The organism is Pseudomonas wuhanensis, from assembly GCF_030687395.1.
Taxonomy (GTDB): domain Bacteria; phylum Pseudomonadota; class Gammaproteobacteria; order Pseudomonadales; family Pseudomonadaceae; genus Aquipseudomonas; species Aquipseudomonas wuhanensis.
In genome coordinates this window covers 5496608-5514252 of the sequence record NZ_CP117430.1, presented here as the reverse complement: position 1 = coordinate 5514252, position 17645 = coordinate 5496608, and the positions used below count along the sequence as shown (strand labels likewise).

Genomic DNA, 17645 nt, shown 5'->3' with positions numbered 1-17645 from the left:
TCAGTTTTGCGCCCGGTCGGGCGTCTCGGATTTAGTGTTTGCAGCTACGTTTTGTTGGCGTGCGCCGGCTTGTTTAAGCTCTGCGACCCACTGCGGGTCGGCGTCGCCGATTTCGTTGTTCACGGGCAGATATCGTTCAGGGAACTCCCAGATCAGCACTTGTGGCGGGCTGTTCTTGAAAGCATCGCTTTTGAGGTAGCTGAGCATCGGCAGAATCGGGCCATGGCCGTCTTCGGCGTAACTGACCACGTCGCTGTGCAGCGCTTCTTTCAGCGCGCCGATGAAGTTCCAGTTCGGATTGGCGCTGTAGCTGGTGCCGATCAGGGCCACCGGCACTTCAGTGTTGGCGAACAACGCGTCATCGCCGGCAGGCTGGTCCTGGGCCGTCACGGTGTTGCGCTTCTGCAAAGGCTCTGGCGCCGGCATCAGGTTTTCGAACAGCGGGTCCAGCGGCAGGAACAACCGCAGGTCGCCCTTGTGCGTCACCTTCTCCGCCGGTTCGGTGACGAAGTTTTGCGGTTCGCCGCTGAGCGGTGCCTTGTCGGCAATGGTTTTGGCCAGGGCCTGGGCAGCGACTTGCGCGCCTTCCGGGGTCCAGTGGGTGTCGGTACGCAGGAACACTTGCTGACCGTCTTGCTTGGCCTTTTGCAGCGGGCCGAGCAGGTCAGGGGCGAGGATCTTGTCGGCCGCCACACGAGCGTGGAAGTCCTTGTACAGGTTGGCGTGGATACTCGCCGGCTTCGCTTCACCCAGGTGTTCCGGGTACAGACGCGTCTTGGCCGGAACAATCGCCATCACCAGTTGCACGCCTTGCTTTTTCAGTTCCTGGCGCACGCCTTCGACCAGCGCGTAGTTGCCTTGCAGGTTCAACTCTTCGTTGACGATCGGGTGGAACTCTTCATCGCTATAGAGCCACTGATCGCGACCGAGCACCACGCCCGGACGACCTTCATTGAACAGTTTGAAATCCAGCGCGGCCCAAAGATTGGTGCCCAGGCGCTTGATCGGGAACTCGTCGTCGTAGTGCGTCTCGACGGCTTTGCTCCAGCGACCGTTGAGCACGGTCGCATCGGCGTTGGTACTGAAGCCGAAGAAGCTGCGTACCGACCACACGCCCAGGACCAGCAAGGTCACCAGGAACAGGGCGATGTAGAAGATGCGTAATGAGCGGGTCATAGTCAGATCCCTCAGAACTGGAAGTAAAGGAACGGCGAGAAGCTTTGCGCCGAGAGTTTGAGAATCGAGGCAATGAACAGCAGCAGTACCAGGGCGCGCATCACGTAACGGGACCAGTCAGCGGTCCAGTAGGCCGGTTGCACAGTCGCGTCAACGCCGACGGTGTAACCCGGTTCGTGGATGCTGGCCGGGTTGTCACCCGGTACGGCTTTGATCATTCCAGGAGTAGCCGCGGCAGGGCCATCGGCCTCGACGTTGGCAGCAGGCTTGGTCTTGACCGGTGGCCGGTTGGTGTAGAAATCACGGATGCCGAAGAACGCCAGGGTTGCGTAAGCCACCACCAGGGTTGCCACTTGCAGACCGGTGAGGCTGGCCTGGTTGAGTTCCGACAGCGACCATTCGCCGAAGCTGAACATCGCGCCATACATGCGACCGGCGACGTGCAGGTTTTCTGCGCGGAAGATCACCCAGCCCATGACCACAAGCAGGAAGGTCAGCGCCCAACGGATCGGGTTGATGCTGCGCGGCGAGGTATTCAGGCCGAGGGCCTTTTCGATCGCCAGCCACATGCCGTGCCAGGCACCCCAGATGATGTAGGTGATGTTCGCGCCGTGCCACAGACCACCGAGCAGCATGGTCAGGAACAGGTTGCGATAAGTCATCAGCGTGCCTTTACGGTTACCGCCGAGGGTGATGTACAGATAGTCACGCAACCAGGTCGACAGGCTGATGTGCCAGCGACGCCAGAACTCGGTGATCGACTGGCTGATGTACGGCTGTTTGAAGTTTTCCATGAAGCGGAAACCCATCATCAAGCCCAGACCAATCGCCATGTCGCTGTAGCCGGAGAAGTCGAAGTACAGCTGCGCGGTGTAGGCCAGGGCGCCGAGCCAGGCGTCGCCCGTGGTCGGGTTCTGCAAGGCGAAGCAATGGTCGGCCACGACCGCCAGGGTGTCGGCGATGAAGACCTTCTTGATGAAGCCCTGCATGAACCGCGTGGCACCTTCGGAGAACTTGTCGAGGGTGTGGGTGCGGTTGTTGAACTGGTCGGCCAGGTCACGGAAACGCAACACGGGGCCCGCGATCAAGTGCGGGAAGATCGCCACGAATGCGGCAAAGTCGATCAGGTTGCGGGTCGCCGGGGTATCACCACGGTAGACGTCGATGATGTAGCTGATGGACTCGAAGATGTAGAACGAGATCCCGATCGGCAACAGCACGTGGGTCAGGATGAACGGCGACAGACCGACCGAGGTCATCATCGCGTTGATACTGTCCACACCGAAGTTGGCGTACTTGAAGTAGCCGAGGATGCACAGATCCACCCCGACGCCCAGGAGCAGCCAGCGCTGGGCCGGTTTGGTCCGAACGCCTGCCGCACCGACTTTCAGGCCGATCCAGTAGTTCCACAGCGTGACGGCTGCGAACAGCGCAAGGAAGTCCACACGCCACCAGGCGTAGAACACGTAGCTGGCGATCAGCAGCAGCAAGTTGCGATAGCGTATTCCGCTCAAGTAGTACATGCCGAGAAAGATCGGCAAGAACAGAAACAGGAACACGTTGGATGAAAATACCATCCCGATCTCTCCATGTTTAACCAACAGTCAAGGGCCAAGGCCCCCCCAAACCCCCCATGAAAAATCAGGTGGGTTGTATTACTTTTTCGCTATTGGAACCGGGTCCCTGTGGGAGCTGGCTTGCCTGCGATTACGGTCTGACATTCAGCATTGATGTCGACTGATAAACCGCTATCGCAGGCAAGCCAGCTCCCACATTTAACCGAACTCCACAGGGGGATTTTTGTCAGCTCCCCTTGTTGCCTTTCTCGCTGGCCGGGTCGTAGACCTTGGTCAAATCCCCGCCGAGGCGGAAGGTCTTGAACGGCTGCATTTTGTGTTTCTGCGCCAGCACGTCTGGCGTGCAGGTGTAGAGCGAGCAGAACGGTTCGAGCCAGGCGAATTTCGAATCGACCTTGAGGTCGGTCATGTCCTGTTCTTTACCGTTCTTCTCCTCGAATTCATCCGGGTCTTCCACGCCTGCAAGCACGCGATCACCCAAGCGTTTCAAGGCACCGTTGTTTTCCTGGCGCAAATCGACACCGTTGACCTGGGCGAAACTGGCGATCATCGCCAGTGGCGGCAGGGCATAGTTGTGATAGGCGAGGGCGCGTTGCTGGCGCTTGAGCTCGTTGGGCAGGAAGCCTTGGGCGTCGACCTGATTGACGCCGACCTTGTATTCCTTGACGGCCCAATCGAACAGGTCGCGGCGGTTGGTGGCGACCGACGTGGCCATCACCGACCAGGCGGCCCAGTACGAGTGGTTGTTGGTTTGCTCGAGCGGAAGGTTGTCCCAATCGCTGACCACCTGATCAGCCATTTTGCTGAACCAGGCTTCAATCACTTGCGCTTCTTGCTGGTGGGTCGCCAGCGGATGCGAGTCAGAGAACTTCAGGCGTACATAGGACGAAGCCATGCTGCCCAAGGCCCATTTGCGCATGGACTTGCCGGTGTGGTTGAAGTCCTTGGACATCAACGCGTCAGCCTTGGCCCAGGCAGTCAACCAGTTGAGGGTGCATTCCAGTTGTTCCGGACGACCGTCACGCATGAACTGCATCACCTGCTTGCTGGTCGCGCGCTCAATCTTGGTGATGTCGGCGGTGGTCTCGCGGAAGGCTTTTTCCGATGCCTCGTTCAGGGTCGAACGGGCCTTGTCGGAGCCTTCGTATTTGCTGCGAAACTGCAGGGCGCCGGTGTAGGGCGTCGGCATCGCGTCGCAGCCTTCACTCTTGCCACCGGTTTTGACTTTTTCAATGGGCGCGAAGTAACCCTGGGGCGGGCGAAGTGGCGCGGCGGCCTGGGTGGCGCCGGCGAACATCGCCAGCGTCAGCAGGGAGGGCGCGAGTAACTTTTTCAGCGTTCGGGTTTGCATGCAGTTCATAAGAGGTAGCCTCATTGCCCGGCTTGAGCGGTACGCTGCCCGGCGCCGGAGAACACGTTGCGTTTGCAGATTTTCGCTTCGACTTTCTGAGGCGCGGCACCTGCTTTTTCAGGCCCCTGGACTTCGACGGCCAGCAGATTCTGCGAGGCCCAGTCTTCGTCCGTGCGCAACTCGAAGGCGAAACGCCCGTCGGTATCGGAGGTTTCCGGTTTTTCGATCTTGATGTCCTCGTGGCGCCCATTCATGTACCAGAGGGTGGCTTGCAAGGTTTTCACCGAGGTGTCGGCGAAGCGGATGTCGACCTGGTGGCTGCTGTTGCGCAGGTCCAGGTTCTTGCTGTTGACCATCAATTCGTTTTTGCCCGGTTTCAGCGTGGCGCTGGCGCTCATCTGTGCATCTTTACCTTCGCAACCGTTGTCCAGCAGCGCCATCATTTGGCGGTAGATGGTTTCCTGATCGAGGCGATAAAGCGGCGAGAATTCCCAGATGAGGATTTTCGGTGGTTTGGTCTGGAACTCTTCGCTGCCCAGGTACTGCAGCATCGAACCTTCGAAGCCACCACCGGGGAATGCCACGTTGAGGATGTCGGCGCCGATGGCCTCTTCGAGGAAACCGGCGAAGTTGTAGTTCTTGCCACTGTGGCTGGTGCCGACCAGGGTGATTTCCGGATTGCCGGAATCACTGAACAGATCGCCATCGCCCGCTTCGCCCTTTGGCTCGGTGGTGAACTGATCCATGTACTGGATCGCGTAGCTGGTGCCACAGAGTTGACCAGCCATGTTGTGTAACGTTCCGGTCTTGCCCATGCGACCCGACTTATGGGTCTCGAATTCACGCTTGGGAACGTCGGCGAAGGCCGGCAATTGCTTGACCTTCTCGGCGACAATTTTCGCTGTGCGCTGGGCGCCATACGGCGTCCAGTGTTGGTCGCCGCGGAAGTAGAAGTCGTGGGCTGGCAGGGTCTCGGGCAACGATTCGTTGGTCAGCGGCGACAGGTCCGGGACCACGTAACCCATCTGCGCGAAACGCCCGAGCATGGTTTTGTAGTTCTTCAGCGCCTTGTCGAAGTCGTAGCTCGCCTTCTCGGCCGGGTTCAGCTTGTTGCGGTTCACCAGGCCACGGGTCGGCTGGTAAACGATGACCAGTTCCACGCCTTTGCTCTTGAACGCATCGTGCAGTTGTTTCATGCGTTTGTAGCCAGCGGGCGTGGTGTCGAACTCGGTGCGCAAGTCTTCTTGCGTACGGAATAGCCAATCGCCCTGCGCCTGCACGAGCGTGGTGAAGTTCTGCTGATAGCGGGTGGTGTAGTTCTTCGGGTCATGGGCGGCGGGGCACAGGCTGCAGCAATCCTCGGCCTTGAAGCTGGGTGCTTTGGCGTCTTCGGCACGTACGCCACCACTGGCCGCGAGAATGCCCGCGGTCAGGGCCGACAGGCTGAGTAATTTGATCAAGTGTGAGTGCATAAAATTATCCTCAGTCCCGCATTTCGGTCTGGCGTTCGACAGGGTCGATCAGCACGGCTTTCTGCTGGCGCACCAGCAGGTCGAGAATTTCATCCTGGCGCTCGCCGAGAATCCCCGAGAAGCTGATGCCGCTGGATTTGGTTGGTGCGAGCATCGATACGCGATACAACTCCACGCTCAACGGCGAGTCGATCGACAGTGGTCCGCTGCCATTGGCGGCCAGTTCACCACCGACCACGATCAGCGACACCTGAGCGTCGAACGGATCGAGCTTGATGTCCCGGTCGGTGTCGGTCAGGTCTTTGATGTGCCCGTAGACACCGGTCAGGCCGTTGGCCATCGAGACGTTTTCATACAGGCGAATGTTCACGCTGTTACGAATACGAATGCCGTGGCGTCGGTTGCTGATCACCTTGTTGCCCCACAACAGGTTGTCGGCACTCTCGTAGAGGGTGATGCCGTCGGTGTGGTTCTTGTAGATCTCGTTGTAGGCGATCAGGTTGTTCACGCTGTTACGGTCGATCACCAGGCCCGACAGCTTGTTGTCGTAGCTGCGGTTGTTGAAGATGAAGCTGTCGTTGACCTCACGGGAAATAATGATCCCGTGCTTCTTCTTGGTCCCGTACACCGTGTTGTCGGCGATGATCAGACCGTGGGAACGGTCATGGGGGTCGATGCCGTAGACGATGTTGTCTTTGTAGGTGTTGCTCTTGACCACGAAGTCGCGGGTTTCGTAGCAGTAGAAGCCGTACCACATGTCCGAGAACTCGGAGCCGATGATCCAGCCGGACGGTTCAGGGCGCTTGAGCACCTTGGCCATGTTCGGCGTGTATTGGGAAATACTCACGCCATAGGACTTACTGTTGGCGTAACCGAAACTGGCGATCTTGCTGTCGGCGATGTAGGTCTCGGTGCCACCCCAGGACAGCAGGAACGGACGGAATTCCTTGGGCGACTTGAAGGCCGCCGGGCCGTTGGCCTTCTCGCTCCAACCGGTGATCTTGGTGTTACGCACAAACAGCTGGCCGTCGTTGACCAGGAACGAACCGGCCTCTTGGGACAGGCGCAACTCCTCGGTCTGCTTGTCGATTTCGAGGATGCCTTTTTGCCCGACCACGATCGGCAGCTTCGCCAGGAACACGCCCGGCGAAGTTTCACTGAAGTACTGCTTGGGCAGCTTCTTGGTCAGATCCTTGAGGTTCATGTAGCCGTCGTCGATGAAGATCGCCTGCGGGATGCCGTGCTGACGCACCACCCACTCGGCCATCTTGTTGTCGCCGCCGATGAAGTCCTTCAGGGCGTTTTCCTGCATCATCCGGCGCACGCTGATTTTGCCGGGCTGGGTGCGCACGATTTTCGCGGCGATGGCGTCGCTGGTGTAGCCAGAGGTGTCCGGCAGTTTCGGCTTGGCCAGGTCCAGCGGCGCGGTTGGCGCGCTGCTGACGGTGTAGGTCTTGGCCTGTTGCAGCCCTTTGGCCATGGTCGTCGATTTACCCTGTTGCACAGGCTTGGCCGGTTCGACGGTGGCGAAGGCGGCTGCGCTGGCGAGCAGCAGCGCGCCGGCCAGCAGGCTGATCGAGCCTTTCTTGGCACTGTTCATGTCGGGCACTCCCTTCGCGGTTTGCATCAGAAGCGCCAGACCACGTCGACAAACGCGCGGTGCATGTACGAATCGACTTCTTTGCCATACGCATCGCCAGGCTTGAACACACCGCCACGGAACCGTACCAGTGCCGACGGCTCATCGATCGACTGACTCAACGACGCTGGCAGCAGGCCTTGCTTGAAGTACTTGGTGACCACCAGGTCCATTTCCTGACCGAGGTCCTTGTTGCCATCTTCCAGCGGCAGGGAGGTGCTGGAGAGGATCGCGCCGGTCACGTCGTCGGTGTTGTTTTCGACGGCGTTGATGCCATTGCTGCCCACCGGCTTGTTGCCGTCGACGCGCCAGAACTTGTGGTAGATCAAGCTGGCGTCGTATTCGTCGTTGAGCATCCACGAGCCGAACAGGGTAGCGGTCTGCATGTTGTTCATTTCGCCACGGAAGGCTTCGCCGAAACGGTGAACCCGCGAGCGTGTACCGGTGTAGTTCGAGCGATTGCTTTCCAGGCCGGTCTGTTCGTACTCGGCGCTGGCACGGGCATACGCCGCACCGACTTGCCACTGCGGATCAAGGCGCAAACGCAGGCCGATATCGGTGGCCCAGCCATTGAGGTCTTCACCACGTTTGGCTTCGGTCGGACGCGTGCCATCGGCGTTCAGCGGGTTGACCGTGTCGGTGTCGCCGCTCATGCCGGTGATGCTGCCCCAGTAATTGACGGTGTTGGTGTTGCGCCAGTTGTAGGCATCGCTGTCGGCGGTAAGGCCGAGCCAGCTGATGTCGCCGTTCTGCTTTTTATCCAGCGAATCGCCGGCCACACCCGGCTCCGGATAGTCGAGCTTGCCGTCATCGTGGGTGTGATGACCGCGAATGCCGACCCAGTTACCCGGCGACCATTGGCCGGCAACGTCGCCGAAAACGTGCAGGCGATCCTTGTCCTTGGGCGCCAGCTCTTTCAAGTCGGTGCGGTATTCGCTGAAGCGTTCGGCGATACCGACGTTGGCGCGCAACAGGGTGGTGTCGAAAGTCCAGTTCAGGGCTTCGATGTTGGTGTCGCGCCATTGGCCATCGTCGTTGCGCAGGCGTTGGCGACCGAGCTTGAGGATCTCGCCAGGGTAGGGCGTGAGGCCGCTGTAGCCGACCCAGAACTCGCGCATCGCCAGGTAGTTCTTCTTGGTTTTGCGATCACCGTTGTCGGTGGTCTGGGTACCGTCGCTGTCGGACTGTTGCAGGGTGTCCGTTTCGATGATGTCGGTGGACGTCACGGCCTGGCCCATGGCGTAGGCGCTCCATGCGCCGCTTTCGCCGTATACCCATGGACGCAGGTCGAGGCCGACGCCGGAAACGTCGCCGCCGCTGGCAGTGCCCAGGTCACGGTCGTCTTCGGACTGGCCGGTAACTTTGACTTCGAGGCCGAAGTTCTTGTCTTCGGTCAGGGCTGCCAGGGTCGGGCACGACCACAGCAGGGCGAATGTCAGGCCAATACCGGCCTTCACGAATGGATTGAGCTTCATAGGGATTCCTCGCCGTCTTCTTCTTGCAGGGCGTGCAGTTCCAGCGTGTCCGAACTCACAGCGCTACGAATGGCCTGCTCTTGTTTCAGCAGGCGTTGGGCCTCGGCCAGCCGGTCAGGCGGCAGTTGCGCTTCGATGGTTTGCGCAAGCTCATTGGCTTGCGGGGTGTTTTGAGCCTTCGCCAATTGGCTGAAGACATAAGCGTTGACCGGGTCGGGCCGGGTGCCCTTGCCTTGGGAGAACAATTGGGCAATGGCGAAATCGGCGCTGTTCTGGCCGTTGCGTGCAGCGGTCAGCAGGTGATCCAGAGCCTTCTGCGGATAGACCTTGCCCAGGTAACCACGACGGTAAATCTGACCGAGGTAGTAATCGGCGGCGACCTCACGGCCGACGGCTTTCTTGAAGTGCTCTTCGGCGACCTTGGCGTCGGCGGGCACCATTTTTCCTTCGAAGTAGAGCTTGCCCAGCAACAGTTCGGCACGCGGCTGATCAGCGGCGCGGCCGTTGTCCAGGTACTTCATCAGGGTGTCGACGTCGCCCAGTTCAGGGAAGTCGTAGAGCAATTGCGCGAGGCTGACCCAGGACGCCGGATAGCCAGGTGCGATGCCTTCGAGCAGCGACTGAGCGGTTTTCTCGTCGGTCTTGCCCAGGCTTGCGTCGCCCAGCACGCGGGCCACGCTGTCCACACGTTGCGCAGAGACGACGCCACGGCTTTGAGCGGCCTGCATCTGCTTGATCAGTTCGGCCTGTTGCTCTGGCTGGCCGCGTTTCTGATAGACCGTGGCCAGTTCGACGTAGCAGATGTCGGTGGTGTTCAACGCCGCTTTGCAGATCTTTTCCACGTCATCCAGGTGTTGGTCGTAAGTGCCCTGGGTGCGATAGAGCAGCACTTGCGCCAGACCGGCTTCCGGTTTGCCTTCGGTGCGCCATTGGCTGATCTGCTGCTGCGCGTTGACGTTCGGGAAACTGTGCGGGTATTGCAGGTACAGCATTGCCAGCGGGATCAGGGTGTTGCCTTCGCCATTCGCCGAGGCTTTTTTCAACAGCGCTTCGGCTTCGTGATGTTCGGCTTCGGTGGCGCCGGGTTTGGCCACCAGCAGACGACCCAGGCGAGCCTGAGCCCGCGGCGAGACGCTGGCCGCGGCGCGGTAAGTCGCCTCGGCCTTTTTGATTTGCGCCGGGTCACGGCTGTCGACTTGCAGATCGGCCAGGCCAACCTGAGCTTCGCTGTAACCCAGGTCTGCCAGTTGCTGGTAGTTCTGCGCCGCCAGCGTGGTGTCGCCGCGCTTGAGGGCTTCATTGGCCAGACGCTGGTCGGGCAGGCCGGCGCAGCCGGCCAGGCTCACGGCCAGCGCGAGTGAGCACACCACATAACCACTGTGGGAGCGGGCTTGCCCGCGATTCAGGCGACTCGGTACTTCAGAAAGACCGCGTTGTTCCGATCGCGGGCAAGCCCGCTCCCACAGGGTTCGCGGTGTTTTCAGGAGACTGAATAGGGTCACGGGCATGTCCTCTGTTTAAAGACCGGCGGCCATGGCTTTGTTGATCAGCCAGTTCAGGTTCGGGCCACGAGTGCTGTTCACTTCCACTGGGCGACCGGCGAAAGCGCTGTCCAGTGGCTCGTCAGGTTTGATCTGCACGCGGATGTCGGACGACAGGTCGGCACTTTTCAGGCTGGTGCTGCTGACAATCTTGCCGGTACGGGTTTGGTCTTCACCGGCGATCTGGAAGCTGACGGTGGTGCCTGGACGCACATCGTCGAACTGGCGATAAGAGAAGCGTGCTTCAACGTTGGCTTCGGTGTTGCGCGGCACCAGTTGGAAGATCACGTCGCCTTTGCTGGCGTACTGACCGTTAGCCACCAGTTGCTGAGACACGGTGCAATCGCACGGCGAAGTCAGGGTGCCGGTCATTTGCTTGCCGAACAGCTCTTCAACCTTGGACGGTTTCAGTTGGTCTTCGTCCAGATGGCCCTTGAGTACGTCGAGCATGCTGGTGCTGAAGGTCGCCAGCGGTGCGCCTTTGGCGGCAACGCCGTCAGCCTTGATCAGGCTCTGCACGGTGCCGTCGCGGGGCATGGTGATGTTCATGCCTTGCACGCTGACCAGACCGGCCTGGGCGTGGCTGACGAAGTACATGCCGTACACCGATTTGAAAATGAAACCGAATGCCACCAGGCCGACCACGAAAATACCGGCGCTGAAGGTCACCGCTTTCAGGCGCCCGAGCGGGGTCATGCCGTGGCCGCCATCCTTGACCTTGCGCGCCTTGGTGAAGTTGTCGCGCTGCAGGGTCGCCAGCATTTCACCCACGCTGACGATGTCGCCAGCCAGGTGCGAGGTGATCAAGTGGCGCAGGGTGGAAATGTCACGGGGCTCCAGGTTCTGGAACTGGCAACCGGTGCGACCGGTCTGGCGATCGACGGAGCGGATTTGCAATTCCACGTCCATGGCCAGGCCGAGGTTATCGATCACGAATTGCAGGCGGGCCTTGTGCACATCGCCGACCTTCAGCGGCAGCTGACCGGCGTTGAACGCCAGGCCGCCAGCGGAAAGGTCGATGACCCGGGCTTCAACCGGAGTCCGGTCTGGACCGAAGAAACGCAGCTTGGCCGGGATTTTCACACGAGCGTGTTGGCGCTGGGCTTCGGATTCGTGCACTACGTTGGAGTTGACGGCGGTATTCATATGGGCGATTTCCTAGTTAATTCAGGCGAGTTCGGTCAGACCATCAGCAGCAGCACGGCGACAAAAATGCTGCCGGCGGAGAAGGTCATGGTCCGAGACGACCAAGTGTTGAACCAACGTTGAAAGCTGGCGAGATCACGGGTCAGAGAAGTGGGCTGGCGAGTCCAGGACTGTTGATCGAGGCGGAAGAACACGTAGATCTTCACCAGCGCGCCGACGATCTGGTTGTAATAGAGAATCGCCGGGTAGGCCGGGCCGATCCGGTGACCGGAACAGGACAGCAGCACGGTAAGGATCAGGCGGGTGATGCCGATCCACAGCAGGTAAACCAGGATGAACGCGCTGCCGTACTTGAAGGTGGCGAGGATTGCCACGGTCAGGCCCAGCAAGGACGTCCACATCGACACGCGCTGATCGAACAGCACCACGGAGGTGAACAGGCCGAGGCGTTTCATCCCCAGGCCCAGGGCGCGGGAGTTCTGTCGCAGGTTGTTGCCATACCAGCGGAACATCAGTTTGCGGCTGGCCTTGATGAAGCTCTTCTCCGGCGGGTGTTCCACGGTGTTGATCGCCGCATCGGGCACGTAGAAGGTGTCGTAGCCCAGGCGCATCAGGCTGAACCAGCTCGACTTGTCATCGCCAGTCAGGAACTTGAAGCGACCCAGGCGCCAATGTTGCAGCGAGTCGCTTTCCACATCGGCGATGAAGTCCGGATTGGTGACCACGGTGGCGCGGAATACCGACATCCGGCCGGTCATGGTCAACACGCGCTTGGACAGGGCCATGGAGCACATGTTGATGTGGCGCTGGGCGAATCGCAGTTTGTGCCATTCGCTCATGATGTAGCCGCCGCGCACTTCACAGAACTCGTTGGTGGTCAGGCCGCCGACATTGCCGAACATCTGGAACCACGGCACGGTCTTGAGCACAACGCCTTCGGCCAATACGGTGTCGCCATCGATCACGGCAACCACGGCGCGATCGTCCGGCAGGTGGCGTGAAATGGCGCGGAAACCGTAGGCAAGGCCATCGCGTTTGCCGGTGCCGGGAATGCGCACGAAGTCGAGCTTGACCCGTGGTGGTGGGTTCATGCGTTTCCAGAGGCTCTTGACCAGCAGCTCATCGGACATTTCGACGATGGAGCAGACCACGGTGGTCGGCAGTTCGCAGTCGATGGCCTCGCGGATTACCGAGCTGTAGACCTGAGCGGTGGTCAGCGCGTCGATACGGAAGCTGGTGACCATCAGAAATACATGGGACGGGTCTGCCGCTTTGCCCAGCTTGCGCACTTTGCGCCGCAGGTGCGGGTAGACCACGTACAGAAACAGCATGCCGCGCAGAAAGTGCGTGGCACCCATCGAGTAGCGCCAGATACCGACGATACCGATCAGAAAGATGAAGTCCTTCGACTCGGAGTCGAACGTGGACGCAGGCAGCGCCATGGCGATGCCCATCAGTAAACTTAGGTAAAACAGCCAACCGGCGGCCTGAAGTAGGCCGTGCTTTAGCCTGTGCATAATCTGCATCCGTCTCGATCTCGGGCGAGCCTGTGGGGTGGCCCGATGGGGTTAAGGCAGGCGTAGAAAGCCAAGTCGATCTCATCAGACCTGCAGGAGCGAGGCTTGCCCGCGAAGGCGGCGGACCTGACACATCACGTCGCCTGGTTCGCCGGCAAGCCTGGCTCCTACGGGGAAGGTGTTACCAGCAGATGCCTTCGGTCCGGCCACTCACGCTGGTGGCTTTGGACATGAAGCCAACCAGGTCGACCACTTGCTTGCCGTGTGGAGCTTCCAGCGCCAGGGCGCGGAATTTCTCGTCACGGTTGCCGAGGATGATCACGTCAGAGTTGGCGATCACGTCGTCGAAGTTGGAGTTGAGCAAGGACGAGACGTGAGGGATCTTCGACTCGATGTAATCCTTGTTCGCACCATGAACGCGGGCGTACTCGACGTTGCTGTCGTAGATGCTCAGGTCGTAGCCCTTGCCGATCAGCATTTCCGCCAGATCAACCAGTGGACTTTCGCGCAGGTCGTCGGTGCCGGCCTTGAAGCTCAGACCCAGCAGGGCGACTTTGCGTTTGTCATGGCTGGAGACGATGTCGAAGGCGTTCTGCACCTGGGACACGTTACTGCGCATCAGCGAGTTGAGCAGCGGTGCTTCCACGTCCAGGGAACCGGCGCGGTAGGTCAGGGCGCGGACGTCTTTTGGCAGGCAAGAGCCGCCGAACGCAAAGCCTGGGCGCATGTAGTACTGGGACAGGTTCAGTGTCTTGTCCTGGCAGACCACTTCCATCACTTCGCGACCGTCGACACCGACGGCTTTGGCGATGTTGCCGATCTCGTTGGCGAAGGTCACCTTGGTGGCGTGCCATACGTTGCAGGTGTACTTGATCATCTCGGCAACGGCGATGTCCTTGCGGATGATCGGTGCGTCGAGTTCTTCGTACAGCGATTGCAGAACGTCACCCGAGGCCTTGTCGAACTCGCCGATAACGGTCATTGGTGGCAGGTCGTAGTCGGCGATCGCGGTGCTTTCACGCAGGAACTCAGGGTTCACTGCAACGCCGAAATCGACACCGGCTTTCTTGCCGGAGCAGTCTTCGAGGATCGGGATCACCACGTTTGCCACGGTGCCCGGCAGTACGGTGCTGCGAACCACGATGGTGTGGCGGGTGGTCTTGTCACGCAGGACAAAACCGATCTCGCGGCACACGGCTTCGATGTAGTTCAGTTCCAGATCGCCGTTCTTCTTGCTCGGCGTACCGACGCAGATCATCGACAGGTCGGTGTCGCGAATCGCCTCGGCGAAGTTGGTCGTGCCGCGCAATTTGCCCGTCTCGATACCCTTGTGCAGAAGTTCGCCCAAACCCGGTTCAACGATCGGCGATTTGCCGGCGTTGATCATATCGATTTTGTCTTTGGCAACATCGACGCCAACGACGTCATGGCCCCGTGCAGACAGGCAACCGGCACATACTGCGCCGACGTAACCCAAACCAAATATGCTGATGCGCATCGCAATTACCTCTGTGTTTATCAAGCCATTACATGGCCGGAGTTAATGGTGTTCAGCGGTCATAGTGCACTCGCAAGTGCGACTTAAAGGCGCCACAATGCCGTGTGCAGGCATACTAAGTTCCGAGTGTCTAAATAAGTGCACTCAAGGTGTGCGCAACCAGGCCTTATTGTTATGACTTGCCCTGTTATGCAGCCGATCCTCTTTTCCGAAGACTTCGGTGCAAAGGTTTTGCGCGCTCAATGCCAGGCCCGAAAGCCCGTAAATCAAGCGGTTGGGTGCTCAGGTGAGCACGTTTATAGGGGCGCAGCCGTGGCCTTGTAGGGGATAGTAATGGTGCGTTATCTCCTGTCCTTCATGTGTTGCCCAAATAAGTGATCAGTAAGCCCAAGTAAGTATGACAACTTCGCTACATGGATCCCTTGTCTGTGTAAGTTATCTCGCACAATCACCGAGAGAATCGTTACCGGTGGTATGAGCGGCGCATTTGGACATAGTTCCTGTCCACCCATCGCGAATTCTGAAATTTCTTGCAATATTGAAAAAGATGGCACTGCTCTCATATTGATAGCACTTGCCGTTTGGGCCTTGATATATGGGGTGATTGTTGGTTTGGATATTTTTTTGCCACTACGCGTAAAATTTTTCAGTGCCACTACTGAAAAAAATGTTCAATGTCGAGTGAAACTAAAGTTAGAAAATGGAGTGCTTGAATATTGGCGCCAATAAAGCGGCGAAAAGGAAGGGATTGTTCGACGATCAAAGGGAACGCGCACGACGAAGTAATGGGTGTCGTGCGCTGACTTAGTGCAGGCTCTATTACTCCGGTGCGTGATCGCGCAGGAACACCAGATTGTCCGGTTTAGACTGTTCGGCGCTGTAGCGATAACCCTGAACGTCGAACTGCTTGAGGGCGACCGGGTCATTGATGCGTTCTTCGATGACGAAGCGGCTCATCATCCCGCGGGCCTTTTTCGCGTAGAAGCTGATGATTTTGTACTGGCCGTTCTTCAGATCCTTGAACTCGGTGTTGATGATGCGCGCGTTCAGGGCACTGCGTTTGACCGCCGAGAAGTACTCGTTGGAGGCCAGGTTCAGCAGCACGTCATCGCCTTGATCGGCCAAGGCTTCGTTCAGCCATTCGCTGATCCGCGTCCCCCAGAAGGCGTACAAGTCCTTGCCACGGGCATTGGCCAGTTTGGTGCCCATCTCCAGCCGATAGGGCTGCATCAGGTCCAGAGGACGCAGCAGGCCGTACAGGCCGGAGAGCATGCGCAAGTGTTGTTGGGCGTAATCGAAGTCGGCTTCGCTGAAGGTTTGTGCATTCAGGCCGGTGTACACGTCGCCCTTGAATGCCAGCAAGGCCTGCTTGGCGTTGGCTGGGGTGAAGGCTGGGGTCCAGCTACCGAAACGCGCGGCATTGAGGCCACCGATCTTGTCGGAGACGTGCATCAGCTCGCTGATCTGCGCCGGTGTCAGGTCGCGCAGTTGCAGGATCAGTTCCTGGGAATGGTCGAGGTATTGCGGCTGAGTGAAGCGCTGGGTCGCCGGCGGTGTTTCGTAATCGAGGGTCTTGGCGGGGGAAATCACCATCAGCATGAAGTCGTCTCCTTTAATCGTGGCGGCGATTCTAGGGGGTTGTCTGCGTTGACTCCAGCTATCAAGTCCATAGGTGATCGGTGGTGTAACCAGGTTTTGTAGCAGAGGGAGATCCTGTGGCGAGGGAGCTTGCTCCCGCTCGAGCGCGAAGCGGTCGCAATACAGGCGCATGTGTTTTTCTAAGGGAATGTATTTGTCGGTTTGAGGGCTGCTTCGCAGCCCAACGGGAGCAAGCTCCCTCGCCACAATGAGTTCGGTGCTGCTGCGGTAATGTGAAGGCGATCGGCTATAGTGCCGCGCGGGTTTTGTTATGGAGACATCCCATTGCGTATCGTTTTTCTATTCTCGGCCTGGCTCTTGAGCTTCGGCGCCATGGCAGCGCCGGGCGATGTGGCGACGCTTGATCGCAGCACCTGGCCTGAACAGCTCAGTAACCCGACGCTGTTCGACGTCGCCTCGCGGGCCGAAATCCTCATGTTTGCCCGGGTTCTGCTGGCCAGTGAGTCGCTGGATGAAGCGAGCCTGGCTCAACGCCTGGGCCTGCGCACCCTCAATCTGGACTCGGTCAACCAGCTGCGCCAACGCATGTGGCAGCGTTTGCTGAGCAATTACAACTTCGCCCAACAGAGTTGCGATCAGGATGCTTCCTTCTGTTTCCTGGTCGAGGACATGGCCACCTTGCGTGAGCAAGCGGCCAAGTTTCAGGTGAGCGACGACAGCTATTACATAAAGTGGGCCGAGCCGAGCCGGTTGTTCCACGCCCAGTACCTGGACGAGCAGTTACGCAAGGCCGCGCTATTCCCGCAGACCAGCAGCGAAGTCGATCGTTTTGGCGACTATGAGCGTAATGGCGATGCCATGAATGACCGGCTGTTCCTGCTGACCTTCGACAGCGCCGCCAATGCCACGCCAGATAACACGGCCTGGGTCACCGAGTACCTGCGCAAATCCAACATGAGCGCTACGTTCTTCGTCCTCGGCAAGGACATGCAGGCCCGTCTGGCCGAGCGTTCTGTGGCCAGCCTGCAAGGGACTTATTCGCAGCAATGCGTTGGCGTGCAAGGCTGGGAGTTTCGCTCCCACAGCCACTGGCAGGACTGGCAGGACTCGGTGCGACGCAGCACCGAGCTGGTCAAAGGCAAGCTGCCGGAGAATTACGTCCCGTTGTTTCGCCCGCCCGATGGTCAACGTCGATCCGATGCTGAAGGCTTCTTCACGTCTCAGGGCTTGCAGGTGGCATTGTGGGATATCGATGCCCAGGATGGCGCCGGCAAGCTCAAGGGCAGCCAGAGCGCACAACGGGTGTTGACCCTGATGCTGCTGTGGCGGCACGGGGTGATCAATTTCAATGTGAAGCAGGATGCGCTGAAAACGGCGATGCCTTGGCTCATTACGCAAACGGCGCCAAGCGGGATCGGTTGGGCAGACTGTCAGGACGCGTTTCGCTGAAAACTGCGACAGGCCGTAAACATTGGGGGAGGGGCGATTTCTGGAGAGAAATCGGTGCAGGCGGACTTCCGACTTTAACGGCACATTGCCTGCACGCCAAGGGCTATTCGTCACTCTGAAAAATAAACTTCAAAAAAACGTCAAAGTGCTTTTTTCTGTCACATGTTTTGGAGTATTACGAAGACAGACCGCCGAAACCTGCAAC

Annotated in this window: 12 protein-coding genes; 1 reads left to right on the top strand and 11 read right to left on the bottom strand. The window is 59.1% G+C overall.

Translation table 11 applies throughout. From position 1 onward, the window contains the following. From PSH88_RS25530 to yaaA, 11 genes are all read right to left on the bottom strand, one after another. Entirely contained in the window at positions 1 to 1176 is a 1176-nt protein-coding gene (locus PSH88_RS25530) for an alginate O-acetyltransferase (RefSeq protein WP_305423390.1), read from the bottom strand. A gap of 11 nt (positions 1177 to 1187) precedes the next feature. Further along, a complete protein-coding gene (locus PSH88_RS25525; protein WP_305423389.1) occupies positions 1188 to 2753 on the bottom strand; it encodes an MBOAT family O-acyltransferase in 1566 nt (521 codons plus the stop codon). A 226-nt stretch (positions 2754 to 2979) separates the two neighbouring features. Further along, entirely contained in the window at positions 2980 to 4113 is a 1134-nt protein-coding gene (locus PSH88_RS25520; protein WP_305423388.1) for a mannuronate-specific alginate lyase, read from the bottom strand. A gap of 11 nt (positions 4114 to 4124) precedes the next feature. Next, complete coding sequence (locus PSH88_RS25515; RefSeq protein WP_305423386.1) at positions 4125 to 5576, bottom strand: alginate O-acetyltransferase; 1452 nt, start codon at positions 5574 to 5576, stop codon at positions 4125 to 4127. A gap of 10 nt (positions 5577 to 5586) precedes the next feature. Next, a complete protein-coding gene (algG, locus tag PSH88_RS25510; protein WP_305423384.1) occupies positions 5587 to 7176 on the bottom strand; it encodes a mannuronan 5-epimerase AlgG in 1590 nt (529 codons plus the stop codon). A 26-nt stretch (positions 7177 to 7202) separates the two neighbouring features. Then, a complete protein-coding gene (locus PSH88_RS25505; RefSeq protein WP_305423383.1) occupies positions 7203 to 8690 on the bottom strand; it encodes an alginate export family protein in 1488 nt (495 codons plus the stop codon). Then, positions 8687 to 10198 carry an alginate biosynthesis TPR repeat lipoprotein AlgK gene (algK, locus tag PSH88_RS25500; protein ID WP_305423381.1) on the bottom strand — a complete coding sequence of 504 codons (1512 nt, stop codon included), beginning with the start codon at positions 10196 to 10198 and terminating at the stop codon, positions 8687 to 8689. Before algK ends, PSH88_RS25505 begins: the two co-directional genes overlap by 4 nt. A 9-nt stretch (positions 10199 to 10207) precedes the next feature. After that, complete coding sequence (locus PSH88_RS25495; protein WP_305423379.1) at positions 10208 to 11377, bottom strand: alginate biosynthesis protein Alg44; 1170 nt, start codon at positions 11375 to 11377, stop codon at positions 10208 to 10210. A 35-nt stretch (positions 11378 to 11412) separates the two neighbouring features. After that, on the bottom strand, positions 11413 to 12894 hold the full coding sequence (gene alg8, locus PSH88_RS25490; protein WP_370694671.1) for a mannuronan synthase: 1482 nt from the start codon (positions 12892 to 12894) through the stop codon (positions 11413 to 11415). A 181-nt stretch (positions 12895 to 13075) separates the two neighbouring features. Further along, entirely contained in the window at positions 13076 to 14392 is a 1317-nt protein-coding gene (locus PSH88_RS25485) for a nucleotide sugar dehydrogenase (RefSeq protein WP_305423378.1), read from the bottom strand. An 819-nt stretch (positions 14393 to 15211) separates the two neighbouring features. After that, the gene (gene yaaA, locus PSH88_RS25480) at positions 15212 to 15991 is read right to left on the bottom strand and encodes a peroxide stress protein YaaA (RefSeq protein WP_123501039.1); all 780 of its coding nucleotides are present in this window, start codon (positions 15989 to 15991) and stop codon (positions 15212 to 15214) included. 324 nt (positions 15992 to 16315) lie between these two features. Between yaaA and PSH88_RS25475 the strand changes: the two genes are divergently transcribed. After that, positions 16316 to 17440: a polysaccharide deacetylase family protein gene (locus PSH88_RS25475; protein ID WP_305423376.1), complete on the top strand. Its 1125-nt coding sequence runs from the start codon at positions 16316 to 16318 to the stop codon at positions 17438 to 17440. The last annotated feature ends 205 nt before the right edge of the window (positions 17441 to 17645 follow it).

What these genes read in the sequence shown, in the direction of transcription:
- PSH88_RS25505 (WP_305423383.1), bottom strand. Translation starts at nt 8,690, where the DNA reads ATGAAGCTCAATCCATTCGTGAAGGCCGGTATTGGCCTGACATTCGCC.
- PSH88_RS25525 (WP_305423389.1), bottom strand. Translation starts at nt 2,753, where the DNA reads ATGGTATTTTCATCCAACGTGTTCCTGTTTCTGTTCTTGCCGATCTTT.
- PSH88_RS25530 (WP_305423390.1), bottom strand. Translation starts at nt 1,176, where the DNA reads ATGACCCGCTCATTACGCATCTTCTACATCGCCCTGTTCCTGGTGACC.
- PSH88_RS25485 (WP_305423378.1), bottom strand. Translation starts at nt 14,392, where the DNA reads ATGCGCATCAGCATATTTGGTTTGGGTTACGTCGGCGCAGTATGTGCC.
- algG (WP_305423384.1), bottom strand. Translation starts at nt 7,176, where the DNA reads ATGAACAGTGCCAAGAAAGGCTCGATCAGCCTGCTGGCCGGCGCGCTG.
- algK (WP_305423381.1), bottom strand. Translation starts at nt 10,198, where the DNA reads ATGCCCGTGACCCTATTCAGTCTCCTGAAAACACCGCGAACCCTGTGG.
- PSH88_RS25515 (WP_305423386.1), bottom strand. Translation starts at nt 5,576, where the DNA reads ATGCACTCACACTTGATCAAATTACTCAGCCTGTCGGCCCTGACCGCG.
- PSH88_RS25520 (WP_305423388.1), bottom strand. Translation starts at nt 4,113, where the DNA reads ATGAACTGCATGCAAACCCGAACGCTGAAAAAGTTACTCGCGCCCTCC.
- PSH88_RS25495 (WP_305423379.1), bottom strand. Translation starts at nt 11,377, where the DNA reads ATGAATACCGCCGTCAACTCCAACGTAGTGCACGAATCCGAAGCCCAG.
- alg8 (WP_370694671.1), bottom strand. Translation starts at nt 12,894, where the DNA reads ATGCACAGGCTAAAGCACGGCCTACTTCAGGCCGCCGGTTGGCTGTTT.
- yaaA (WP_123501039.1), bottom strand. Translation starts at nt 15,991, where the DNA reads ATGCTGATGGTGATTTCCCCCGCCAAGACCCTCGATTACGAAACACCG.